The sequence below is a fragment of the Streptomyces sp. BK208 genome (assembly GCF_004364245.1).
Lineage (GTDB): Bacteria > Actinomycetota > Actinomycetes > Streptomycetales > Streptomycetaceae > Streptomyces.
The window spans coordinates 36,050-60,795 of record NZ_SOAV01000012.1 but is presented as its reverse complement, the minus strand read 5'-3'; the positions used below and the strand labels follow the sequence as shown (position 1 = coordinate 60,795).

At 72.1% G+C, this 24,746-nt stretch carries 18 protein-coding genes; 13 read left to right on the top strand and 5 right to left on the bottom strand.

Translation table 11 applies throughout. From position 1 onward, the window contains the following. Positions 1–319: 319 nt before the first annotated feature. From EV562_RS26675 to EV562_RS26650, 6 genes are read left to right on the top strand one after another with little or no spacing between them, the layout of a single operon-like run. Complete coding sequence (locus EV562_RS26675; RefSeq protein WP_133889416.1) at positions 320–2,005, top strand: extracellular solute-binding protein; 1,686 nt, start codon at positions 320–322, stop codon at positions 2,003–2,005. Positions 2,006–2,032: 27 nt separating this feature from the next. Beyond that, complete coding sequence (locus EV562_RS26670; protein ID WP_133889415.1) at positions 2,033–3,067, top strand: ABC transporter permease subunit; 1,035 nt, start codon at positions 2,033–2,035, stop codon at positions 3,065–3,067. Next, complete coding sequence (locus EV562_RS26665; protein ID WP_133889414.1) at positions 3,064–4,035, top strand: carbohydrate ABC transporter permease; 972 nt, start codon at positions 3,064–3,066, stop codon at positions 4,033–4,035. The genes EV562_RS26670 and EV562_RS26665 overlap by 4 nt, the downstream gene beginning before the upstream one ends. Beyond that, entirely contained in the window at positions 4,035–6,029 is a 1,995-nt protein-coding gene (locus EV562_RS26660; RefSeq protein WP_133889413.1) for a beta-galactosidase, read from the top strand. Before EV562_RS26665 ends, EV562_RS26660 begins: the two co-directional genes overlap by 1 nt. Next, positions 6,026–8,245 carry a glycoside hydrolase N-terminal domain-containing protein gene (locus EV562_RS26655; protein WP_133889412.1) on the top strand — a complete coding sequence of 740 codons (2,220 nt, stop codon included), beginning with the start codon at positions 6,026–6,028 and terminating at the stop codon, positions 8,243–8,245. Before EV562_RS26660 ends, EV562_RS26655 begins: the two co-directional genes overlap by 4 nt. A gap of 38 nt (positions 8,246–8,283) precedes the next feature. Then, the gene (locus EV562_RS26650) at positions 8,284–9,006 is read left to right on the top strand and encodes a hypothetical protein (protein ID WP_133889411.1); all 723 of its coding nucleotides are present in this window, start codon (positions 8,284–8,286) and stop codon (positions 9,004–9,006) included. A gap of 54 nt (positions 9,007–9,060) precedes the next feature. On the opposite strand, the gene EV562_RS26645 is transcribed toward EV562_RS26650, so the two are convergent. Both EV562_RS26645 and EV562_RS26640 read right to left on the bottom strand, forming a co-directional pair. Then, positions 9,061–11,124, bottom strand: coding sequence for a glycoside hydrolase family 31 protein (locus EV562_RS26645; RefSeq protein ID WP_133889410.1), 2,064 nt, complete (start codon positions 11,122–11,124; stop codon positions 9,061–9,063). A gap of 184 nt (positions 11,125–11,308) precedes the next feature. Further along, positions 11,309–12,322, bottom strand: coding sequence for a LacI family DNA-binding transcriptional regulator (locus tag EV562_RS26640; protein WP_133889409.1), 1,014 nt, complete (start codon positions 12,320–12,322; stop codon positions 11,309–11,311). A 290-nt stretch (positions 12,323–12,612) separates the two neighbouring features. Between EV562_RS26640 and EV562_RS26635 the strand changes: the two genes are divergently transcribed. The 7 genes from EV562_RS26635 (at position 12,613) to EV562_RS26605 (ending at position 22,178) form a co-directional block, all read left to right on the top strand. After that, positions 12,613–14,586, top strand: coding sequence for an acyl-CoA dehydrogenase family protein (locus tag EV562_RS26635; RefSeq protein ID WP_133889408.1), 1,974 nt, complete (start codon positions 12,613–12,615; stop codon positions 14,584–14,586). A 287-nt stretch (positions 14,587–14,873) separates the two neighbouring features. Beyond that, positions 14,874–16,130 carry a 1-deoxy-D-xylulose-5-phosphate reductoisomerase gene (gene dxr, locus EV562_RS26630; protein WP_133889407.1) on the top strand — a complete coding sequence of 419 codons (1,257 nt, stop codon included), beginning with the start codon at positions 14,874–14,876 and terminating at the stop codon, positions 16,128–16,130. Between the two features lie 8 nt (positions 16,131–16,138). Next, entirely contained in the window at positions 16,139–17,431 is a 1,293-nt protein-coding gene (locus EV562_RS26625; protein WP_133889598.1) for a site-2 protease family protein, read from the top strand. 251 nt (positions 17,432–17,682) lie between these two features. Then, positions 17,683–18,840 carry a flavodoxin-dependent (E)-4-hydroxy-3-methylbut-2-enyl-diphosphate synthase gene (gene ispG / locus EV562_RS26620; protein WP_133889406.1) on the top strand — a complete coding sequence of 386 codons (1,158 nt, stop codon included), beginning with the start codon at positions 17,683–17,685 and terminating at the stop codon, positions 18,838–18,840. 99 nt (positions 18,841–18,939) lie between these two features. Continuing rightward, complete coding sequence (locus EV562_RS26615) at positions 18,940–19,788, top strand: GNAT family N-acetyltransferase (protein ID WP_133889405.1); 849 nt, start codon at positions 18,940–18,942, stop codon at positions 19,786–19,788. Between the two features lie 70 nt (positions 19,789–19,858). Next, on the top strand, positions 19,859–20,401 hold the full coding sequence (locus tag EV562_RS36020) for a GNAT family N-acetyltransferase (RefSeq protein ID WP_133889404.1): 543 nt from the start codon (positions 19,859–19,861) through the stop codon (positions 20,399–20,401). A gap of 73 nt (positions 20,402–20,474) precedes the next feature. Continuing rightward, positions 20,475–22,178 carry a proline--tRNA ligase gene (locus EV562_RS26605; protein WP_133889403.1) on the top strand — a complete coding sequence of 568 codons (1,704 nt, stop codon included), beginning with the start codon at positions 20,475–20,477 and terminating at the stop codon, positions 22,176–22,178. 557 nt (positions 22,179–22,735) lie between these two features. Here the strand turns inward: EV562_RS26605 and EV562_RS26595 are convergent. The 3 genes from EV562_RS26595 to EV562_RS26585 are packed head-to-tail and all read right to left on the bottom strand — an operon-like array spanning position 22,736 to position 24,714. Further along, a complete protein-coding gene (locus EV562_RS26595) occupies positions 22,736–23,635 on the bottom strand; it encodes an aminoglycoside phosphotransferase family protein (protein WP_133889402.1) in 900 nt (299 codons plus the stop codon). A 39-nt stretch (positions 23,636–23,674) separates the two neighbouring features. After that, positions 23,675–24,133: a ferritin-like domain-containing protein gene (locus EV562_RS26590; protein WP_133889401.1), complete on the bottom strand. Its 459-nt coding sequence runs from the start codon at positions 24,131–24,133 to the stop codon at positions 23,675–23,677. Continuing rightward, positions 24,130–24,714 carry a hypothetical protein gene (locus tag EV562_RS26585; protein WP_133889400.1) on the bottom strand — a complete coding sequence of 195 codons (585 nt, stop codon included), beginning with the start codon at positions 24,712–24,714 and terminating at the stop codon, positions 24,130–24,132. Before EV562_RS26585 ends, EV562_RS26590 begins: the two co-directional genes overlap by 4 nt. Positions 24,715–24,746: the final 32 nt, after the last annotated feature.

Genomic DNA, 24,746 nt, shown 5'->3' with positions numbered 1-24,746 from the left:
GGGTCAGGACGTCGAAGCGCTTCGATGCTCGGCGCAGGGCCAGGTGAGTGTCAAGACGCTGCGGTGGATCGCGATCCGGCACCGGAAGCATTGCAACGTGGAACGGAGGAGTTCGGCCAAGGTCGTTCGCGGCGGGACCGTGCAGGAATCTTGTGGACGGCTCTTGTGCCCCCCGAGGGGTTAACTTAACCTCGCTGCAACATCGAAGCGCTTCGACGCTTCGACGCGAGCCGAGTTCAGCAGTTCCCTCAAGTCACCGCGGCCGACGGCCCCCGTCGGCGTTCCGGTGCGCCACGAAGGCACGAAGGGTTGACGCAAAATGACGCCGAACGCCGCCTCCGGACCCAGCCGGAGAAGTTTCCTCGCCTCCACCGCGGTCGCCACCGCAGCGGTGGCCGGAGGGATGCCGCTGCTCTCCGCCTGCGGCGGATCCGACGGAGGCTCGCGCGACGGCACCACGTCGGGCAAGGACGCCAAGAGGATTCTCCCGGCGTACGTGGCGAGCAACGTGGTCACGCCCGACATCCCGAGCAAGAACGGTTCCGCGGTCGGCTTCACCGGGAAGCTCGACCTGGCCGGTCTGAAGACCTCGGTGCCGGAGAAGCTCGGCAAGGGTGGCAAGGTCACCGTCATGTCGCCGTTCTGGGGCTCGCCGCCCAAGGAGGGCAACGCCTACTACAAGGCGATGAACGACCTCATCGGCGTCGACGTGGTCTGGCAGAACCAGGACGGCAACACCTACGACCAGAAGCTCGGCGCCGTCCTCGCCTCCAGCGAGGTGCCCGACGTCGTGGTCGTGCCCGGCTGGAACATGACCGGCAAGATCCCCAGCGCCATCATCGGCAAGTTCGCCGACCTCGGCCCCTACCTCTCCGGCGACGCGGTCAAGGAGTACCCCAACCTCGCGGCGATCCCCACCGACGCCTGGCAGCGGTCGATCTTCGGCGGCAAGCTGCGCGGCCTGCCGATGCCGTCCTCGTACGTGTCCGGCATCCTGCCGCTGTACCGCCAGGACGTCTTCGAGAAGGAGGGCTACGAGGTCCCCCGCTCCTGCGACGAGTTCATGGCACTGGCCAAGGAGGCCACCAACGCCAAGGCCAAGCGCTGGGCCTGCCTGGACATGAAGTGGACCGCCTTCAACGCCTTCGGTGTGCTCTCCGGCAACGAGAAGTCCCTCGGCTGGAACGAGGTCGACGGCAAGCTGGTCCACCGCATCGAGACCGACGAGTACCTCGAGGCCCTGGAGTGGACGCGCAAGCTGTTCGCCGCCGGCGTCGTGCACCCCGACGCCATGCTGGGCAAGAGCAACGCCGCCGACCCCGGACCCAAGTTCGCCGCCGGCGAGTTCATCATCTACAACCAGGACATCTCCCAGTGGTGGAGCCGCACCGCCGAACAGGCCACGCAGAACCCCGAGTTCAAGATCTGGGGCATGGACTTCTTCGGGCACGACGGCGGCGCCCCCACCCTGTGGGCGCAGAACCCGGCGAGCATCTTCGCCTTCGTCAACAAGAAGGCGTCCGAGTCCGTCGTCCGTGACGTGCTGGCCGTGGCCAACGTCACCGCCGCGCCGTACGGCACCAAGGAGTACATGGCCACCAACTACGGCCTGGAGGGCACCCACTACACCGTCAAGGACGGCGTGCCCACCAAGACCGACCAGGGCAACATCGACGTGATGAACGCCTACGTGATGGTGGCGAGCCCCGCCGCGACCATCGCCCACCCCGACTTCCCCGAGGTCGCCAAGGGGCAGGTCGAGTGGCAGCAGCGGATGGGCGCCGTCACGAAGAAGCCCTCGTTCTACGGCATGCAGATCACCGAGCCCGCCCGCTGGACCAACCTCTCCAACGACTTCGAGCAGCTGGAGGACGACGTCGTCCGCGGCCGCAAGAAGATCGGCGACGTGCAGCAGGCCGTCTCCGACTGGAAGAGCAAGGGCGGGGACAAGCTGCGCGACTGGTACCGGAAGATCCTCGACGAGAACGGTCCGGCGGCCGGCTGACCAGGTACCGAGGCAAGGAGAACCGCCGTGTCCCACAGCACGGTGCCTCGGACCGACACCGAGGCCGAAGTCAAGAAGAAGCTCCCGAAGGCGCGGGGCGGCGGCCCGGAGGCATCGAAGAAGCCGGCCGCCGGAAAGCTGAGCCTGCGGCTGAGGTTCCGGCGCGACCGCGTCCTGCTGCTGATGACGCTGCCGGCCGTCGTGCTGCTCCTGGTCTTCAACTACGTACCGATCCTCGGCAACGTGGTGGCCTTCCAGGAGTACGACCCCTACCTCAGCGACAACGGCGTCGTCTCCATCCTGCACAGCCCGTGGGTGGGCCTGGAGAACTTCCAGCGGATCTTCGAGGACTCCGCCTTCTGGAACGCGGTCCGGAACACCCTCGTGCTCTTCGTCCTCCAGCTCCTGCTGTACTTCCCCATCCCGATCCTGCTCGCCCTGCTCATCAACAGCGTGGTCAGGCCCCGGGTGCGCGCGGTCTCGCAGGCCATCCTCTACCTGCCGCACTTCTTCTCGTGGGTGCTGGTGGTCGCCGTCTTCCAGCAGCTGCTCGGCGGCGCCGGGCTGCTCTCCCAGCTGCTGCGGCAGCACGGGTACGACGGGCTCGACATCATGACCGACCCCGAGACCTTCAAGTTCCTGATCACCGCGCAGAGCGTGTGGAAGGACGCCGGCTGGGGGATCATCGTCTTCCTCGCCGCCCTCGCCTCGGTCAGCCCCGACCTCTACGAGGCGGCCGCGATGGACGGCGCGGGCCGGTGGCGCCGCATGTGGCACGTCACCCTGCCCGCCCTGCGTCCGGTCGTCGCCCTGCTCCTGGTGCTCCGCGTCGGTGACGCCCTGACCGTCGGGTTCGAGCAGATCCTCCTGCAACGCGACGCCGTGGGACCGGGCGCCGCCGAGGTCCTGGACACCTTCGTGTGGTGGAACGGCGTACGCAACCAGGACTTCGGCTACGCGGCCGCGGCCGGCCTCGTCAAGGGCGTCATCAGTCTCGGGCTGGTCCTCGCGGCCAACAAGGTGGCCCACCTCATGGGCGAGCAGGGGGTGTACAAGAAGTGACCGCCGTACCCGAAGCGACCGCCGCACGCGAGACCGCCCCCGCGGCCGACGGACCGGCGCGCACCCCGCACCGGTGGGCGGCCCCGCCCCGGCCCGTGTGGGAGGAGCCGCCCGGCAGGGCCGGACTGGCCGGCAAGGGCCTCGTGCTGCTCCTGGCCTGCCTGGGCATCCTGTTCCCGCTCTGGATCGTGGTCGTCACCAGCCTGTCCACCCGCAGGGCCATCGACGAGGCCGGCGGCCTGGTGATGATCCCCAAGGACATCACCTTCGTCGCCTACCAGGAGCTGCTCAGCGGCGGCCAGGTCACCCGCGCCGCGATCGTCAGCGTCGGCGTCACCCTCGTCGGCACCCTGTTCTCCATGGCGGTGTCCGTGCTGTGCGCGTACGGGCTCTCCCGCAGCGGCTCGCTGGGGCACCGCTGGATCCTCATGGTGCTGCTCGCCACGATGTTCTTCAGCGCCGGCCTCATCCCCACCTACCTGCTGGTGCAGTCCCTCGGCCTCACCGACAGCTACCTCGCGCTGATCCTGCCGAGCGCGATCAGCGTCTTCAACATCCTGGTGCTGCGGGGCTTCTTCATGGGCATCTCCCAGGAACTGACCGACAGCGCCCGCATCGACGGCGCCGGCGACCTGCGCATCCTGTGGCAGATCGTGCTGCCGCTGTCCCGTGCGGTGGTGGCGGTGATCACGCTGTTCTACGCCGTGGGCTACTGGAGCGCCTGGTTCAACGCCTCCCTGTACCTGAACGACCAGGACATGCTGCCCCTGCAGAACGTCATGATCCAGCTGGTGCAGAAGCAGGAGGCGCCGGTCGGCCTCGGCCAGGCCATCAAGACCGGTGAACTGTCCGGCCTGGCCGTGCAGATGGCCGTCATGGTCATGGCCCTGCTGCCGGTCGCCGTCCTGTCGCCCTTCGTCCAGCGCCACTTCAAGAAGGGCATGCTCACCGGGGCGGTGAAGGGCTGATGCCGGACCTGTCCGACGCCACCGGCCGGCGCATCCTCTACGGCGGCGACTACAACCCCGAGCAGTGGCCCGAGGAGACCTGGCCCGAGGACGTCCGCCTGATGAAGGCCGCGGGCGTCAACTCCGTCACCCTCGGCGTCTTCTCCTGGTCGAAGCTCGAACCACGCCCCGGCGTGCACGACTTCGCCTGGCTGGACAGGCTCATGGACCTGATGCACGCGAGCGGCATCGGCGTCGTCCTCGCCACCCCCACCGCCTCGCCCCCGCCGTGGCTCGGCCGGCTCCACCCCGAGACCCTGCCCCGCGACGAGGACGGCCGCACCGAGTGGTGGGGCGGCCGGCAGCACTTCTCGCACTCCAGCACCGTCTACCGCCGCCACGCCGCCGCCATCACCGAGGCCCTGGCCGCCCGCTACGCGCACCACCCCGCCCTCACCCTGTGGCACATCAACAACGAGTACTGCACCTACGACCACGGCGACGAGGCCGCCGACCGCTTCCGCCGCTGGCTGCGGGACCGCTACGGCACTCTCGACGCCCTCAACGCCGCCTGGGGCACCGCCTTCTGGAGCCAGGGCTACGGCGACTGGGCGGAGATCCTGCCGTCCCGCCGCACCCACTACCTCAAGAACCCGGCCCAGGTCCTGGACTTCCGGCGGTTCACCTCCGACATGCTCCTGGAGTGCTACACCGCCGAGCGCGACATCGTCCGGCGCCACTCCCCGCACATCCCGGTCACCACCAACTTCATGCCGCTGTGGGCGGGACAGGACGCGTGGCGCTGGGCCGAGGAGGAGGACGTCGTCTCCGTCGACCTCTACCCCGACCCCCGCGACCCGTCCGGCGCCCAGCACGGCGCCCTCGTCCAGGACATGACCCGCTCCCAGGCACGCGGCCCGTGGATGCTCATGGAACAGGCCGCGGGACCCGTCAACTGGCGCGGTGTGAACCACCCCAAGCCGCGTGGCCTCAACCGCCTCTGGTCGCTCCAGGCGGTGGCCCGCGGCGCCGACGCCGTCTGCCACTTCCAGTGGCGCCAGTCGCGGCAGGGCGCGGAGAAGTTCCACTCCGGGATGGTCTCCCACGCGGGCGAGCGGGGCCGTACGTACCAGGAGGTGAAGCAGCTCGGCGCCGACCTGGCCAGGATCGCCCCGCACGTCGCCGGCGCCGCGGTCCCCGCGGACGTCGCCGTCCTGCACGACTGGCACTCCTGGTGGGCCGGCGACCAGGAGGCCCGGCCCTCCCGCGAGGTCGACTACCCGGACGTCCTCGGCGCCTGGCACCGCGCGCTGTGGCAGGCCGGCCTCACCACCGACTTCGCCCACCCCCGGCACGACCTGACCGGCTACCGGCTCGTGGTCGTCCCGCAGCTCTACCTCCTCACCGACGCCGCCGTGGACAACCTCCTCGCCCACGTGCACGGCGGCGGCACCCTCGTGTGCGGCTTCCTGACCGGTGTCGCCGACGAGGACGACCGGGTACGGCCCGGCGCCATGGACGCCCGGCTGCGCGAGCTGTTCGGCATCCGCACCCTGCACGAGTGGTGGCCGCTTGAGCCGGGCGAGGGCGCCGCGTGCGAGGGCGGCCTGCGCGGCACCCTGTGGTCCGAGGAGCTGGAGCCCGACGGCACCGCCGACGAGACCCTCGCCTACCAGGGCGGGGAACTCGACGGACTCCCGGCCGTCCTGCGCAAGGGCCGCGCCTGGTACGTCTCCACGCTCCCCGAGCCGGACGCGCTGCGCGCCCTGCTGGCCCGCGTCGCCGCGGACGCGGGCGTCCGGCCGGTGCTCGACGGACTCCCGGACGGCGTCGAGGCGGTCCGGCGCGGCGCGCTGCTGTTCCTGCTCAACCACGGCCGCGAACCGGTCACCGTCGACCTCACCGGCACCCACCGGGACCTGCTGACGGAGACGACCGCGACCGGCCGGATCACCCTCGGCCGCTACGGCGCGGCGGTGCTGAGGCCATCCGGCGCGGCGGTGCTGAGGCCATGAGCACCACGCCCGTCCACGGCACCTGGGAGCCAGAGCCCGCCGCCCGCTGGGAGGACGCCTTCCTGAGCGGCAACGGCCACCACGGCGCCCTGGTGTTCGGCGATCCGCACGCCGACCGGGTCGTCGTCACGCACCACACCCTCGTCCGTCCGAACGGCGGCGACGAGTACCGCCGCCCGCCCGCGCTCGCCGCCGGACTCCCCGCCCTCCAGGACCGTCTGCTGGCCGGCGACACCACCGCCGCCGAGGCCTTCACCGACGGCCGCCCGCTGCAATGGGTACGCCCCTTCCACCCGGCCTTCCAGCTCCGCCTGGACAGGCCGCCCGCCGACGACACCCGCCCCGCCGCCTACCGCCGCGCCGTCGACTTCACCACCGGCGAGACCACGGCCGCCCGCGCCGGCTGGACCAGCCGCGTCTTCGTCTCCCGCGCCGACGACGTGATCGTCCAGCACGTCACCGCCCCGCACCTCACCCTCGACCTGTCCCTCGACCCCCGCCTCCCCGGCGCCCCCGCCGCGCTCGGTGTCGGCCACGGCACCGTCCGCACCCCCGAGGGCGCCCTGCTCACCCTGCGCGCCCGCTATCCCGGCAGCGACCTCTCCTACACCGGCGTCACCCTCGTCGCCGTCACCGGCGGCACCACGCGGCTCGTGCCGCCCGGCGTCCTCGTCGAGGGCGCCACCGAGGTGCTGCTGCTGACCCGGGTGCGACGCCACACCGGCGAGCTGGACACCGTCGCCGAGGGCCGCGCCCTGCGCGAGCTGCTGGGCCGGACCCCGTACGCGGCCACGTACGACGACCTCCTCGCCCGGCACCTGACCCGCCACCGCACCGCCTACGACCGCGTCACCCTCGACCTCGCCGCCGACCCCGCAGAACGCGCCCTGCCCGGCTCCGAGCTGCTCGCCCGGCCCAGCGGCGCGGCCCTGCTTGAGCGGCTCTTCGCCGCAGGCCGCTACCACCTGCTGTCGGCGAGCGGCCTGCTCCCGCCCCGCCTCACCGGCCTGTGGACCGGCGACTGGAACACCGCCTGGTCCGGCGCCTTCACCACCAACGCCAACCTGAACCTCCAGACCGCCTCCGCCGCGGCGGCCGCCCTTCCCGAGGTCACCGAGGCCCACGCCGCCCTGGTCCACCGCCAGCTCCCGCACTGGCGGGACAACGCCCGCGAGATCTTCGGTGCCCGCGGCGTCGTCGCGCCCTCGCACACCGACGGCGAGAGCGGCCACACCTGCCACTTCAGCCGCGCCTACCCGCTGCACCTGTGGACCGCGGGCGCCGACTGGCTGCTCAAGCCTCTCGTCGACCACGACGAGACCTACGGCGGTCGGGACCCGCGCACCGCCGCCGCGCTCGCCGAAGTCGCCCTCTTCTACGAGGACTTCCTCACCCGCACCGACGACGAAGGGCACCTGGTCGTCGTCCCCTCCTACTCACCGGAGAACCGCCCGGCGAACGCGAGCTGGGGCACCCTCGACGCGGCCATGGACCTCTCCGCCGCCCGGCACGCCCTGCTGACCGCCGCCGACCACCACCCCGAGCACGCCGCCGGCTGGCGCGCCCTCGCCGGCCGTCTCCCGCCGCACCGGGTCAACGCCGACGGCGCCCTCGCGGAGTGGGCGCGGCCCGGCCTGGCGGACACCTACGAACACCGCCACCTCAGCCACCTCTACGGCGTCTGGCCCCTCGACGAGATCAACCCGTACGACACCCCCGACCTCGCCGAGGCCGCCCGCCGGGCCCTCGAACTGCGCGGCGCAGAGAACGACTCCGCCCACGGCCACCTCCACCACGCCCTGGTCGCCGCCCGCCTGAGGGACGGCGCCCGGGTCGCCCACGCCCTCGGCCAGGTGCTCGACGGCGACTTCTTCCACGCCTCCCTGATGAGCGCGCACTACCCCCACCGCGACGTCTACAACGCGGACGCCGCGCACGCCCTGCCCGCCGTGCTCATCGAGATGCTCGTGCAGTCCACCCCCGGCCGGCTGGTCCTGCTGCCGGCCCTGCCCGCCTCCTGCCCGCAGGGCCGACTCGCGGGCGTACGCACCCGGTTCGGGGCCTCGCTCGACCTCACCTGGACGCCGGACGGCAGCGCGCGGGCCGTCCTGCGCCCGGACCGCACCCACCGCATCGAACTCAGGACTCCCTCCGGCGCCGAACCGCTCGACCTCGTCGCCGGGGAGGACCGCGTCGTCCACATCGAGGCGCGGTGACACCAGCGCACGTCCCCCCACCCATGGAAGGAAACGCCATGGCACCACGCACCCGCACCACCCGCACGCGTACCCTGACCGCCCTCCTCGCCCCGGCACTCGCGCTCGGCGCCACCGTCGGGCTCGCCTCCGCCCCCGCCCAGGCCGCCGTCTGGAACTCCTGCGACCAGTGGGGCAACACCACGCTGAACGGCTACACGCTCTACAACAACATCTGGGGCTCCGGAGCCGGCAGCCAGTGCGTGTGGGCCAACTCCGGTACCGACTGGGGCGTCTGGGCCGACCACCCGAACACCGGCGGCATCAAGTCCTACCCGAACGCCAAGAAGGTGATCAACAAGCCGATCGCGTCCCTCTCCTCGCTCACCAGCACCTACGACGTCACGGTCCCGTCGTCCGGCGCGTACAACACGTCGTACGACATCTGGGACACGGACTACGACTACGAGATCATGCTCTGGGTCAACTACAACGGCGCCGTCGGCCCCCTCGGCACCTCGCAGGGGACCGTCAGCCTCGGCGGCCACACCTGGAACGTCTACAAGGGGAACAACGGAGCCAACGAGGTCTTCTCGTTCCTGCGTACCTCGGACTCGGACGCCGGCACGGTGAACATCCTCCCGATCCTGAAGTGGATCAAGGACACCAAGGGCTGGATGGGCAACGAGACCATCGGTGACGTGCAGTTCGGCTACGAGATCACCTCGTCCGCCGGCGGCCTGGACTTCCGCACCGACAACCTGACCGTCAGCGGCGGCTGACCGCGCCAGGCCGAACCACAGCCGAGGGGCCGGTCCCGGGACCGGCCCCTTCGCTCACTCCGCGTCCGCGTCCGCGTCCGCCACGATCGGCAGCCGGGCGCCGTCCCTGAGGAACAGCGGAATCCGGTCCAGCGGCGCGTCCACCGTCACGGCCGCCCCGCCCTCGTACGTCTCACCGGTCCACGCGTCCGTCCAGCGCGCCCCCGCCGGGAGATACGCCGTCCGGACCGTCGCGCCCGCCGCCAGCACCGGCGCCACCAGCAGGTCCCGGCCGAAGAGGTAGGCGTCGTCCACCGCCCAGGCCGCCTCGTCCCCGGGGAACTCCAGGAACAGCGGCCGCATCACCGGCAGCCCCTCCTCGTGGGCCTCGCGCATGACGTCGAGCACGTACGGCTTGAGCCGCTCGCGCAACCGCAGGTACTCCTCCAGGATCGGGTAGGCCCGCTCGCCGTAGGACCACACCTCGTTCGGGCCGCCGGTCATGTCGGGGCCGAGCGGCATGCCCGGGTCGCGGAAGCCGTGCAGCCGCATCAGCGGGGACAGCGCCCCGAACTGGAACCAGCGGACCAGCACCTCGCGGTAGGCCGGGTCGTCCGGGTCGCCGCCGTGGAAGCCGCCGATGTCGGTGTTCCACCAGGGGATGCCGGAGAGCGCCGTGTTGAGACCCGCGGCGATCTGGCGGCGCAGGGTCGCGAAGTCGGTGCCGATGTCACCGGACCACAGGGCGGCGCCGTGGCGCTGACTGCCCGCCCACGCCGAGCGGTTGAGGGTGATCACCTCGTCCACGCCGGAGGCGCGCAGTCCCTCGTCGAAGGTGCGCGCGTTCTCGGCCGGGTAGAGGTTGCCGACCTCCAGGCCCGGACCCGCCCAGTAGCGCAGGTTCTCCGGGAACCCCGGCTTCAGCTCCGGCTCGCAGGCGTCCAGCCAGAAGGCCGTGATGCCGTACGGGTCCAGGTAGTTCTCCTTGACCTTGGACCACACGAACTCCCGGGCCCCGGGGTTGGTGGCGTCGTAGAAGGCCACCTGGACCGTGGACGCCACCCCCTTGTCCGGCCAGTCGGCGTGCGCCAGGGGGCCGTACTCGGTGCCGATGAAGTGGCCGCGCTGTTCCATCACCGGGTGGTTCTCGGACAGCGGCGACACCGAAGGCCAGACGCTGACGACCAGCTTGACGCCCAGCTCGTCCAGCTCACGGACCATCGCCGCGGGGTCGGGCCACTCGGCCGGGTCGAACCTCCACTCACCCAGATGCGTCCAGTGGAAGAAGTCGCAGACGATCGCGTCGATCGGCAGTCCGCGCCGCTTGTACTCACGGGCCACGGCGAGCAGTTCGTCCTGGGTGCGGTAGCGCAGCTTGCACTGCCAGAAGCCCGCCGCCCAGGCCGGCAGCATCGGCGTACGGCCGGTCACCGCGCTGTAGCGGCGCTGGGTGTCGGCCGGGTCTCCGGCGGTGATCCAGTAGTCGATCTGCCGGGCCGAGTCGGCGACCCACCGGGTGCCGTTGTGCGCCAGCTCCACGCGGCCGATCGCCGGGTTGTTCCACAACAGCGTGTAGCCGCGGCTGGAGGTGAGGACCGGTATGGAGACCTCGGCGTTGCGCTGGACCAGGTCCACGACCAGGCCCTTCTGGTCGAGCCTGCCGTGCTGGTGCTGACCGAGGCCGTACAGCCTCTCGCCCTCGTACGCGGCGAAACGCTGCTCCAGCCGGTGGTGGCCGCCTCCGACCGCCGTGTACAGGCGCGGACCGGGCCACCAGAAGTGGGCGCGCTCCTCGGCCAGCAGCTCACCGCCGTCCGCCGTGCGCACGAAACGCACCAGCCCCTCGGGGCCGACCTCCGCGGTCAGCGCGCCGACGGTGAGGGAGCCGTGCCCGTCCTCGATCTTGACGGCGCTCTCGGTCGCGGGAGCCTCGGCCGCGAGCGCCCCCGGCAGGTCCTCCAGTACCGGGCCGCCGAGCCGGGCCCGTACCCGGACGGCGTCGGGGCCCCACGGCTCGATCCGGACGGTCTCCTGACGACCGCTCCACTCCAGGGCGCCGTCCCGCTCGCGGAGCGTGCCGACGGTGGGGGAGGACTGGGCGAGGCTGACCTTGGACGGTGTCTGGGCAGGCTGGGTCACGAGGCATGCTCCTGGGAGAGTCCTGCGGGATGACGAGGGCAGCGGGATGACGAGGGCAGCGGGATGACGAGGGCAGCGGGGCGACGAGGTCGGCGGGGTGCGGGCGAGCGGCGGACGGGCGCTGCGGCTGGGCGTTTCGCAGGGCGGTTTGCTGGGCCCTACGGCCGGGCGGTTCGGCAGGGCGCTACGGCCGGGCGGGCGCCGGCCCCGTGCTGGCCCGGACGGTCAGCTCCGGCGCGAGCAGCACGACCTCGTCGCTCCCGCGGCCGTCGAGCTTGGCGACCAGTTGCTCCACGGCCCGCCGTCCCATCTCCTGCGCGGGCACCGCGACCGAGGTGAGCCGCACCGAGGCCTGGACGGCGACCTGCTCGGGGCAGACCGCGACCACCGACACGTCCTCCGGCACGGCCCGGCCCTGCTGGCGCAGCAGGGCGAGCAGCGGCTCGACCGCCGACTCGTTCTGGACCACGAACCCCGTGGTGTCCGGGCGTTCGTCGAAGACGCGGGCCAGCGTTGCCGCCATCGCGTCGTACCCGCCGTCGCAGGGCCGGTGCAGCAGCCGCAGTCCCAGCTCCCGGGCGCGGGAGCGCAGGCCGTCGAGGGTCCGCTCGGCGAAGCCGGTGTGCCGTTCGTAGACGGCGGCGGCCTCGCCGATGACGGCGACGTCGCGGTGCCCCAGCTGCGCCAGGTGCTCCACACACAGCGCGCCGGTCGCCCGGAAGTCCAAGTCGACGCAGGTCAGGCCCTCGGTGTCGGCGGGGAGCCCGATGAGGACGGACGGCTGGTGGGTGCCGCGCAGCAGCGGGAGCCGCTCGTCGTCGAGTTCGACGTCCATGAGGATCATCGCGTCGGCCAGACCGCTGCCGGTGACGCGGCGCACCGCGTCGGGGCCCTCCTCGTCGGTGAGCAGCAGGATGTCGTACCCGTGGGTCCGCGCACCGGCCGCGACCGCGATGGCGATCTCCATCATCACCGGCACGTACATGTCGGTACGCAGCGGGATCATGAGGGCGATGATGTTCGACCTGCTGCTGGCCAGGGCCCGGGCGCCGGCGTTCGGGTGGTAGCCGAGCTTCCTGATGCTCTCCTCGACCCGCTGCCGGGTGGTGGTGGAGATGGACCGCTTGCCGCTGAGGACATAGCTCACCGTGCTGGCCGAGACTCCGGCGTGCTGGGCGACCTCGGCGAGAGTGACCATCCAGCTCTCCAAGCAGTGTGAAGCGCTTCGACAGCGCGCGGTACGGACAGGGGCGGGCGAGGGTGGTTCGACAGTAGCCTCAGTGCGGAAGGGTGTCCATAGCCCGTCGAAGCGCTTCGACTGCTCTTTCCTCCGCTTTCTGCGCGCCGGCTCTCTCCCGCAGTATCGGCCGAACGGCCGCGCGAGGGGTGGCTGGGGTGCCCGGAATCGGGTACATACGATCGAGTAGCACCAACCAGTAACGTACGTCCGCATGTTCGTGCAGGACGATTCGTGGCGAGGTGAGCCTCATGTCCGCACCATCCACCCCCTCCTCCCGATCCACTCGACCCACCGTCACCGAACGTGAGGCCCGCCAGGTCGCGGAGGCGGCTCGCGAGCAGGACTGGCGCAAGCCCAGCTTCGCCAAGGAGCTCTTCCTCGGCCGCTTCCGCCTCGACCTCCTCCACCCGCACCCGCTCCCTCCCGACGAGGACGTCCAGCGGGGCGAGGAGTTCCTCGCCAAGCTGCGCGACTTCTGCGAGACGAAGATCGACGGAGCGGTGATCGAACGGGACGCGCGGATCCCCGACGACGTGATCACCGGGCTGAAGGAGCTGGGCGCCTTCGGCATGAAGATCGACACCAAGTACGGCGGCCTCGGCCTGACCCAGGTCTACTACAACAAGGCCCTCGCCCTGGTCGGATCGGCGAACCCCGCGATCGGCGCGCTGCTCTCCGCCCACCAGTCGATCGGCGTGCCGCAGCCGCTGAAGATGTTCGGCACCCAGGAGCAGAAGGACACGTTCCTGCCGCGCTGCGCCCGCACCGACATCTCCGCCTTCCTGCTGACCGAGCCGGACGTCGGCTCCGACCCGGCACGGCTGGCCACCACGGCGGTCCGGGACGGCGACGACTACGTGCTCGACGGAGTGAAACTGTGGACCACCAACGGGGTGGTCGCCGACCTCCTCGTGGTCATGGCCCGCGTCCCGAAGCCGCAGGACGGCGAGAGCGGCGAGGGCGGCAAGGGGGGCATCACCGCGTTCGTGGTCGAGGCCGCCTCCGAGGGCATCACCGTCGAGAACCGCAACGCCTTCATGGGCCTGCGCGGCCTGGAGAACGGCGTCACCCGCTTCCACCGCGTCCGGGTCCCGGCCGCGAACCGCATCGGCCCCGAGGGCGCCGGCCTGAAGATCGCCCTGACCACGCTGAACACCGGCCGCCTGTCGCTCCCGGCGATGTGCGTGGGGGCCGGCAAGTGGTGCCTGAAGATCGCCCGCGAGTGGTCGGCGGTGCGCGAGCAGTGGGGCAAGCCCGTCGCGCTGCACGAGGCGGTCGGCTCCAAGATCTCCTTCATCGCGGCGACGACCTTCGCCCTCGAAGCGGTCGTGGACCTCTCCTCCCAGATGGCCGACGAGGACCGCAACGACATCCGCATCGAAGCCGCCCTCGCCAAGCTCTACGGCTCCGAGATGGCCTGCCTGATCGCCGACGAACTGGTCCAGATCCGCGGCGGCCGGGGCTTCGAGACCGCGGCCTCCCTCGAAGCCCGCGGCGAGCGCGCGGTCCCCGCCGAGCAGCTCCTTCGGGACCTGCGCATCAACCGCATCTTCGAGGGCTCCACCGAGATCATGCACCTGCTGATCGCCCGCGAGGCCGTCGACGCCCACCTCTCCGTCGCCGGTGACCTGATCGACCCGGACAAGACCCTGTCCGACAAGGCGCGGGCGGGCGCACAGGCCGGCGTCTTCTACGCGAAGTGGCTGCCGAAGCTCGTCGCCGGGCCCGGCCAACTCCCGCGCTCGTACGCCGACTTCCACCCGTCCGGGCACCCCGACCTGTCCGGGCACCTGCGCTACGTGGAACGCACCGCCCGCAAGCTCGCCCGCTCCACCTTCTACGCCATGTCCCGCTGGCAGGGCCGGATGGAGACCAAGCAGGGCTTCCTGGGCCGGATCGTCGACATCGGCGCGGAGCTGTTCGCGATGAGCGCCGCCTGTGTCCGCGCCGAGCACCTGCGGGCCAAGGGCGAACACGGCCGTGAGGCCTACCAGCTCGCCGACGCCTTCTGCCGCCAGTCCCGCATCCGCGTCGACGAGCTCTTCGGCCGCCTGTGGAGCAACACGGACGACCTGGACCGCAAGGTGGTCAAGGGCGTGCTGGGCGGCGCGTACGCATGGCTGGAGGAGGGCGTCGTGGACCCGTCGGGCAACGGTCCGTGGATCGCGGACGCGGCACCGGGCCCCTCCGAGCGGGAGAACGTCCGCCGCGCCATCGGCTGAGCCGTGGGCCCGGCCCGCCGGGAAGGCGGTGCCGGGCCGCGGTCCCGTCACAGAGGTGAGCCGTCGGAGGACGAACCCGGGCGTCCCGCCGAAAGGGGCGGGCGCCGCCCCGGCGCCCGGGCCGCGGAAGCCGCGGCCCGGGGCCGAGCCCCCGGCCCCGCACGGACGCCGGGGGCACCCCACGGGCCCGCGGCGGGGCGCGCGTCGGCCGCCCTCGCGCGCGGGCGCGACACCCGAGCGAGGGACGCGCTGTCCTCCCGGAGGGCCGTTGCGGACACAATGGGGGGATGAGCGACAGTCCAGCCCCACTCGCCGACCCCCACCTCGTCTACGACCCGGTGGCGGGCGACGGCCCGAAGGACGTGGTGATCCTCGGGTCCACCGGGTCGATCGGAACCCAGGCCATCGACCTCGTGCTGCGCAACCCGGACCGCTTCCGGGTCACCGCCCTGTCCGCCAACGGCGGCCGGGTCGCCCTCCTCGCCGAGCAGGCGTACCGGCTGAAGGCACGGACCGTCGCCGTCGCCCGCGAGGACGTCGTGCCGGCGCTCCGGGAGGCGCTCGGCGCCCAGTACGGCGCCGGGGAGCCGCTCCCCGAGATCCTCGCCGGACCGGAGGCGGCCACCCAGGTCGCCGCCTCCGCATGCCACACCGTGCTCAACGGCATCACCGGCTCCATCGGACTCGCGCCGACCCTTGCCGCGCTGGAGGCGGGCCGCACCCTCGCGCTGGCCAACAAGGAGTCGCTCATCGTCGGCGGTCCGCTGGTCAAGGCGCTGGCCAAGCCGGGTCAGATCATCCCGGTCGACTCCGAGCACGCCGCCCTCTTCCAGGCGCTGGCCGCCGGCACCCGCGCCGACGTGCGCAAGCTGGTCGTGACGGCGTCCGGCGGTCCGTTCCGGGGCCGTACGAAGGCCGAGCTGGCCACCGTCACGGTCGAGGACGCCCTCGCCCACCCCACCTGGGCCATGGGCCCGGTGATCACGATCAACTCCGCGACCCTCGTCAACAAGGGCCTGGAGGTGATCGAGGCCCACCTGCTCTACGACATTCCCTTCGACCGCATTGAGGTGGTCGTGCACCCGCAGTCGTATGTCCACTCGATGGTCGAGTACACGGACGGATCGACGCTGGCCCACGCCACGCCCCCCGACATGGGCGGGCCCATCGCCGTGGGCCTCGGCTGGCCCGAACGCGTCCCCGACGCCGCCCCCGCCTTCGACTGGAGCAAGGCCTCCACCTGGGAGTTCTTCCCGCTGGACAACGAGGCCTTCCCCTCCGTCGGCCTGGCCAGGCACGTCGGACAGCTCGCGGGCACGGCCCCGGCGGTGTTCAATGCCGCCAATGAGGAGTGCGTCGAGGCGTTCCGGCGCGGCGCCCTGCCGTTTCTCGGGATCATGGAGACCGTCACGCGGGTGGTCGAGGAGCACGGCACCCCCCGTACGGGAACCTCGCTCACCGTCGCGGACGTCCTCGAAGCGGAGACCTGGGCACGCGCCCGGGCCCGGCAACTGGCGGCACAGACGGCGGAGGCCCGTGCATGACGACCCTGATGTTCATCCTCGGCATAGTCCTCTTCGCCGTCGGACTGCTGTTCTCCATCGCCTGGCACGAGCTGGGTCACCTCTCCACGGCCAAGATGTTCGGCATCCGCGTGCCGCAGTACATGGTGGGCTTCGGACCGACGATCTTCTCGAAGAAGAAGGGCGACACCGAGTACGGGGTCAAGGCCATCCCGTTCGGCGGCTACATCCGCATGATCGGCATGTTCCCGCCCGGGCCCGACGGCCGCATGGAGGCACGCTCCACCTCGCCCTGGCGCGGGATGATAGAGGACGCCCGCTCGGCCGCCTTCGAGGAACTGCAGCCCGGTGACGAGAAGCGCCTCTTCTACACGCGCAAGCCGTGGAAGCGCGTCATCGTCATGTTCGCCGGCCCGTTCATGAACCTCGTTCTCGCGGTGGTGCTCTTCCTCACCGTGCTGATGGGCTTCGGCATCTCGCAGCAGACCACCACCGTCAGCTCCGTCTCGCAGTGCGTCATCTCACAGAGCGAGAACCGCGACGACTGCACCAAGTCCGACCCGGCCTCCCCGGCCGCCGCGGCGGGCCTCAGGGCGGGCGACAAGATCGTCGCCTTCGACGGCGTGCGGACGGACGACTGGGACAGGCTCTCCGACCTGATCCGTGCCAACCCCGGCGACGACGTGCCGGTCGTCGTCGAGCGCAAGGGTGAGGAGATCACCCTCCACGCGACCATCGCCACCAACAAGGTCGCCAAGAAGGACTCCAACGGGCAGATCGTCCAGGGCGAGTACGTCACGGCCGGCTTCCTCGGCTTCAGCTCCGCCACCGGCGTCGTGAAGCAGGACTTCGGCCAGTCCGTGACCTGGATGGGCGACCGGATCGGCGACGCCGTCGACAGCCTCGCCGCCCTGCCCGCCAAGATCCCCGCCCTGTGGGACGCGGCCTTCGGCGACGGACCCCGCGAGGCCGACTCCCCGATGGGCGTCGTCGGCGCCGCCCGCGTCGGCGGCGAGATCGCCACCCTGGACATCCCGCCCACCCAGCAGCTCGCCATGTTCGTCATGCTGGTGGCCGGCTTCAACCTCTCCCTGTTCCTCTTCAACATGCTCCCGCTGCTGCCGCTCGACGGCGGTCACATCGCGGGCGCGCTGTGGGAGTCGCTGCGCCGCGGCGCGGCCAGGGTGCTGCGCAGGCCCGACCCGGGCCCCTTCGACGTGGCGAAGCTGATGCCGGTGGCCTACGTGGTGGCGGGCGTCTTCGTCTGCTTCACGCTGCTCGTACTGGTCGCGGACGTCGTCAACCCGGTGCGCATCACCTGACGCCGGACGCCCGCGGCACCGGCCCGACCACCCGATCTGCGGACCGTCCGACCGATCCGATGAGAAGCCCGATCCGGAGAGCCTGTCCCTCCGGACCGGGCTTCACTCGTCCCGCCCGGCAGATGGGCGCCAAAGGGTGCATCTGCCGTACGCCGCGTGCCCGGCGTTCACGTCGGTGCCGTAATCTCGATTGCCTGAGCCCGCCGCTGACGGGACCGGACCTTGATCCACGACTTGGGGTTGCACAGCAGATGACTGCGATTTCTCTCGGCATGCCGGACGTTCCGACCAGGCTCGCGGAGCGCCGCAAGAGCCGGCAGATCCAGGTCGGCTCCGTGGCGGTGGGCGGCGACGCCCCCGTGTCGGTGCAGTCCATGACCACGACCCGCACCTCCGACATCGGGGCGACGCTCCAGCAGATCGCCGAGCTGACGGCGTCGGGCTGCCAGATCGTCCGGGTGGCCTGCCCCACGCAGGACGACGCCGACGCGCTGCCGGTGATCGCCAAGAAGTCGCAGATCCCGGTGATCGCGGACATCCACTTCCAGCCCAAGTACGTCTTCGCCGCCATCGAGGCGGGCTGCGCGGCGGTCCGGGTCAACCCGGGCAACATCAAGCAGTTCGACGACAAGGTCAAGGAGATCGCCAAGGCGGCGAAGGACCACGGCACGCCCATCCGCATCGGCGTGAACGCGGGCTCCCTGGACCGGCGCCTGCTCCAGAAGTACGGGAAGGCGACCCCGGAGGCGCTGGCCGAGTCGGCTCTCTGGGAGGCGTCGCTCTTCGAGGAGCACGACTTCCGGGACATCAAGATCTCGGTCAAGCACAACGACCCGGTCGTCATGGTCGAGGCCTACCGCCAGCTCGCCGCCCAGTGCGACTACCCCCTCCACCTCGGCGTCACCGAGGCCGGCCCCGCCTTCCAGGGCACGATCAAGTCGGCCGTCGCCTTCGGCGCGCTGCTCTCCCAGGGCATCGGCGACACCATCCGCGTGTCGTTGAGCGCCCCGCCGGTCGAGGAGATCAAGGTCGGCATCCAGATCCTGGAGTCGCTGAACCTGCGCCAGCGCGGCCTGGAGATCGTCTCCTGCCCGTCCTGCGGCCGCGCCCAGGTCGACGTGTACAAGCTGGCCGAGGAGGTCACCGCCGGTCTGGAGGGCATGGAGGTGCCGCTGCGGGTCGCCGTCATGGGCTGCGTCGTCAACGGCCCCGGCGAGGCCCGCGAGGCCGACCTCGGCGTCGCCTCCGGCAACGGCAAGGGCCAGATCTTCGTCAAGGGCGAGGTCATCAAGACCGTCCCCGAGTCCAAGATCGTGGAGACCCTCATCGAGGAGGCCATGAAGATCGCCGAACAGATGGAGAAGGACGGCGTGACCTCCGGCGAACCCTCGGTCTCCATCGCCGGCTGAACCGCCCGCCGATGCCGCGTCACCCCCGGGGGGCGGCGCGGCATATGCACGACAGGTACAGTGCGGAGACCAGCAGATCTCAGGGTGAGGCCCCCGCACGTGTTGACGCAGACCACCTCCCGCGTGCTCGAACCGAGCGACCTGGAAGCCGCGCTCGCCGTCCTCGACCGCGAGCCGGTCGCGAACGCCTTCGTGACCGCCCGCGTGCAGATCGCCGGACTCGACCCGTGGCGCCTCGGCGGCGAGATGTGGGGCTGGTACGAGCACGGCATGCTCACGTCCCTGTGCTACGCGGGCGCCAACCTCGTCCCCATCTGCGCCACCGAGCGTGCCGTCCGTGCCTTCGCCGACCGCGCCCGCCGGGCCGGCCGCCGCTGCTCCTCGATCGTCGGCCCCGCCGAACCGACCGCCCAGCTGTGGCGGCTGCTCGAACCGGGCTGGGGACCCGCCCGCGAGGTCCGCGCCCACCAGCCCCTCATGGTCACCGACCACCTCCCCGACGACGTCGCCCCGGACCCCTACGTCCGCCGCGTCCGCAAGGACGAGATGGAACGGATCATGCCCGCCTGCGTGGCGATGTTCACCGAGGAGGTCGGCATCTCCCCGATGGCCGGCGACGGCGGTCTGCTCTACCAGGCCCGGGTCGCCGAACTCGTCGGCTCCGGCCGCTCCTTCGCCCGCTTCGACGCCGACGGCAAGGTCGTCTTCAAGGCCGAGATCGGCGCCGCCACCGACCGCGCCTGCCAGATCCAGGGCGTGTGGGTGGCCCCCGAGTACCGCGGCAAGGGCCTGGCGGCGCCCGGCATGGCGGCGGTCCTGCGCTACGCCCTCGCCGACGTGGCCCCGGTGGCGAGCCTCTACGTCAACGACTTCAACACCGCGGCGAGGCGCACGTACCGGCGCGTCGGGTTCCGTGAAGTCGACGCCTTCATGAGCGTGCTGTTCTGAAACCCCCGGCGTTCCCGGCGCACGAACCGCACCCGTCCACCTGCCTGGTCCCCCCTGTAGGCTCCCCGCCATGGACCTCGTGATCGGCCCACTGGACCTGTCCGCGCACGTCGACGAGGCGCTGTCCGTCCAAGCCGCCGCGTTCGGCCTCGGCCCCGACGAGGTGGCCGTCCGCCGGCAGATCGTCCTGCGCCACATGACCCAGCCGGGTGCCAGAGCCCTCGGCGCCACCGACGGGGACCGTCTCGTCGGCTTCGTCTACGGCATGCCCAACGACCGCGCCCAGTGGTGGTCCACGGTCGTCGAGCCCTGCCTGCGCGCCCAGGGGACCGACGACTGGCTCGACGACTCCTTCGTCATCACGGAACTCCACGTCCACCCGGCCCACCAGAACCGCGGCGCGGGCCGCGCCCTCATCACCAGGATCACCGACGGCGCCGCCGAGCCCCGTTCGATCCTCTCCGCCATCGACACCGAGAGCCCCGCCCGCGGCCTCTACCGCTCCCTCGGCTACCAGGACCTCGCCCGCCAGGTCCACTTCCCGAGCGCCCCCAAGCCGTACGCGGTGATGGGCGCCACGCTCCCGCTGCGCAGGCGGCCGGCCGGTCGATAACCGATTTCCACCGCACCGGACCGCCCGGCTAACCTCCTAGCACCACCCTTACGCAGCAGGAGACACGAGAACCATGGCCAAGGCACCGGTCCAGCGCATGTCGAAGTTGATGGCGAAGACGCTGCGCGACGACCCGGCGGACGCCGAGGTCCTCAGCCACAAGCTGCTGGTCCGCGCCGGCTACGTGCGCCGCACCGCCGCCGGCCTGTGGAGCTGGCTGCCGCTCGGCAAGAAGGTCCTCGGCAACATCGAGCGCATCGTCCGCGAGGAGATGGACGCCATCGGCGCCCAGGAGGTCCAGCTCCCCGCCCTGCTGCCGCGCGAGCCCTACGAGGCCACCGGCCGCTGGCAGGAGTACGGCCCCGAACTCTTCCGCCTCCAGGACCGCAAGGGCGGCGACTACCTCCTCGGCCCCACCCACGAGGAGATCTTCACCCTCCTGGTGAAGGACCAGGCGTCCTCCTACAAGGACCTGCCCGTCATCCTGTACCAGATCCAGAACAAGTACCGCGACGAGGCCCGCCCCCGGGCCGGCATCCTGCGCGGCCGCGAGTTCCTCATGAAGGACTCCTACTCCTTCGACGTCGCCGACGAGGGCCTCGCCGAGTCCTACGCCCTGCACCGCGCCGCCTACCAGCGCATCTTCGAGCGCCTCGGCCTCGACTACCGCATCTGCGCGGCGACCGCCGGCGCGATGGGCGGATCCAAGTCGGAGGAGTTCCTGGCCCCCGCCGAGGCCGGCGAGGACACCTTCGCGGACTGCCCGAACTGCGACTACGCCGCCAACACGGAGGCGATCACCTTCGCCCTCACGCCCGTGGACGCGACGGACGCCCCCGCGGCGGAGGACATCCCGACCCCCGACACCCCCACCATCGAGACCCTGGCCGCGTCCCTCGGCGTCGAGGCGTCCGCGACCCTCAAGAACCTCCTGGTGAAGGTGGACGGCGAGATCGTCGCCGTGGGCGTCCCCGGCGACCGCGAGGTCGACCTGGACAAGGTGGAGGCGCACTTCGCGCCCGCCACGGTCGAACTGGTCACCGCGGAGGACTTCGTGGGCCGTCCCGACCTGGTCCGCGGCTACGTCGGCCCGCAGGGCCTGGGCGACAAGGTCAAGTACATCGCCGACCCCCGCGTCGCGCCCGGCACCGCATGGATCACTGGCGCCAACAAGGCCGACACCCACGCCAGGAACGTCGTGGCGGGCCGCGACTTCGAGGTCGACACCTACGTCGACGTCGTGGTCGTCCGGGAGGGCGACCCCTGCCCGAAGTGCGGCACCGGCCTCAAGCTGGACCGCGCCATCGAGATCGGCCACATCTTCCAGCTGGGCCGCAAGTACGCCGACGCCCTCAAGCTCGACGTCCTCGGCCAGAACGGCAAGCCGGCCCGCGTGACGATGGGTTCCTACGGCATCGGCGTCTCCCGCGCGGTGGCCGCCCTCGCCGAGCAGCACGCCGACGACAAGGGCCTCGTCTGGTCCAGGGAGGTCGCCCCCGCCGACGTCCACGTCGTCGCCGCGGGCAAGGCCCTGCAGACCGAGCTGGCCCTCGACGTCTCCGACAAGCTGGCCGCGGCGGGTGTCCGCGTCCTGGTGGACGACCGCGCGGGAGTCTCTCCCGGCGTCAAGTTCACCGACGCCGAACTCATCGGCGTCCCGCAGATCCTGGTGGCCGGCCGCCGCTCGGCCGAGGGCGTCGTCGAACTGAAGGACCGCCGCACGGGGGAGCGCGAGGAGGTAACGGTCGAGGAGGCCCTCACCCGCCTCACCAGCTGACCCCGGACGATCACGCCCCGCCCCGCCCCGTGCCCTGGCCCCCGGCGGGGGCGGGTCACGTGGCCCGGCGTCGCCCGGTGGGCCGGGGTGGGGCGGTCCGCGTCCCGGCGTTTCCCGGTGGGCCGGGGTGGTGCGGGCCGCGTCCCGGCGCCGTCCGGTGGCCCGGGGTGGGTGCGGGGCGAGGAGAGGCGTGGCCCGGCGCTGCCGGGTGCCGCTGCGCCCACCCGTGCCGCCCCAGCGGCACGACTGCCCGCAGCTAGGGGCGGGCCACGGCGGGAAGGGGACGCCGGGGGGGATGGCGACCCGCACTCGCGTACGGCGGGGAGGGGACGGGGCGGGGGGGTGTCCGCCCGCAGCGGTTGGCGCGTCAACGCCTCCCGCTTCTGTGGCCGACCGATTCCGCGCCGTTCCGAGGACGGACACCCCCCGCCCCGGCCCCGCACCACCCACCGAACCCAAGGCGCTACGCGCACCCCCACCGAACCCGCACAGGCGCCGCAGGCATCCGCACCCACCCACCCACCCGCACCACCACCGCAGGCGCAGGCACGGCCCACTCACACCCAGCCCGCGAACTCCAGCAGCAGCTCCGCGTCCTGCTCCCGTCCCACCCGCCGGGCCCGAACCCCCGACTCCACCGCCCGGAACAGCGTCCAGCCGCGCAACCGCTCCTGGTCGACCTCCAGCGACTCCGCGAGCCGCTTGATCCGCCGCCGCGTCGTCGACGCCCCCGACGGCTGAGCGATCAGATCCTCCACCCGGTCCCGCACCAACCGCGCAAGATCGAACGCGCTCTCCCCGACCACCGGATCGGGCCCCACCGCCAGCCACGGCACCCGGTCCCCGGCGAGCACCTTGCTCTGCCGGAACGTCCCGTGCAGCAACCGCTCCTCCGGCGGCCCGGCCAACAGCTCCTCGCGCACCGCGAGCGCCGCGTCGACCAGCGGTGCCACATCCGCGTCACCCGCAGCGCCCGCCCGCATCGCCTCCGCCTGCCGCCCGGTCCGCTCGGCCACGGTCTCGAAGGCATGAGAGACGGGCGGTTCCACCCACAGCCGCCGCAACGTCCCCGCGGCCTCCAGCAACGCCTTCGCCTCCGGCAACGACCGCACCGACACGTCCGGATGCAGCCGCTCGAGCAGCAACACGCCCTCCTCGGCCGCCTCCTCGCGCACCTGCACGGCCCCTCGCCCGCCCCAGTGCGCGAGCGCGGCCCGCTCACTCTCCGGACGCGCCCGGCGCGGAGCCAGCTTCAGCACCGCAGGCGCCCCGTCGGCCGTCCGCACCAGCACCACCAGGCTGCTGCGCCCCCCGGGCACCTGCACCCGCTCCACGGTCAACTCCCGCACCGCCACGGCCCGCTCCACAGCATCGGGCAGCGTCGTCAACCAGTCGTCACCACCCGGTGCCGTCTCTCCGAACGCCCTGATCAAACGCCGCGGCGGTTCGAAAGCCATGCGCGAGCCGTTCCCTTCCCGTACGGACAGCCGTACGTGTTACGCAGTCGGTGGAGCCGTCACCGTGCCGGCCCGCTCGGCGAGCCCAGGGAAGGCTACGCTCCCGCTCCGCCATCGCGCCGCGCGGACCGCCGCCTCGCGCAGCGCCCCGGCCGCCGCGGCCCGTCCGTCACCCTCGGCGGCCCGCACCAGGTCGGAGTAGACCCCGGCCACCCGGTCCTCCAACTCGGCCGCGAGCCGCACCGCGGCCGTCGAGTCCGGCACCGAGAAGGGGAGCGCGTACCCCGCCGCCGCGGCGACCGGTTCGCCGCCCAGGTCCCGCACCTCGCGCGCCAGCGCGTCCCGGCGCGCCCGGTGCGCGTCGTACGCCGCCCGCGCCTCGGTGCGCCGTTCCTCGCCGAGCCGCCCACCGACGACCCCGTAGCCGTACACGGCGGCGTGCTCCGCCGCCAGCGCCGCCTGGAGGGCGTCGAGCCGCCCGTCGTCCGCCTTGCTCACCGGCCACCCTCCGTCAGCAGGAAAACGTGCGCGGCCCCGGCCGCCGCGACCGAGGCCAGCAGCCGCGCCGACTCGCCGGGCACGGAGAGCAGCGCCCCGGCCCGCCGGTCGGCCAGCTTCCGCTCGGCGTCGGCGAGCAGCGCCAGAGCGCCCTTCTCGTCCGCAGGCACGCCACCGGCGTCACCCGGCCCGGCGGCCCGAGCGGACCCCGACGGCGACGCCTCCGGCGACACCGCCGTCCCCGACACCTCCGGCGATACCGCCGTCCCCGACACCTCCGGCGAGGCCACCCGCACCCCGCCGAACGCCTCCGCGTGCCGTACGACCTCCTCCCGCAGCGGCCCCAGCCGCTCCGCGAGCCCGGGATGCGCCGCCATCACCGCCGCGTACCGCCCGGCGAGGCCCTCACTGTCCCGGGCCGCACGCGCGCGTACCCGCTCGGCGGCAGACGGATCGATCCCCGCGTCCCCGGCGTCCGGATCCCCCGTGCACCCGACGAGCAGGGCGGCCCCGGCGGCCGATGCGAGCAGGCTCCTTCTGCGCGGCCCCAGAGGCAGGCGCGGCGATGGGGAAGGCGACACGGCAGACGTCCTCGACAGGGCTCGTACGGAAG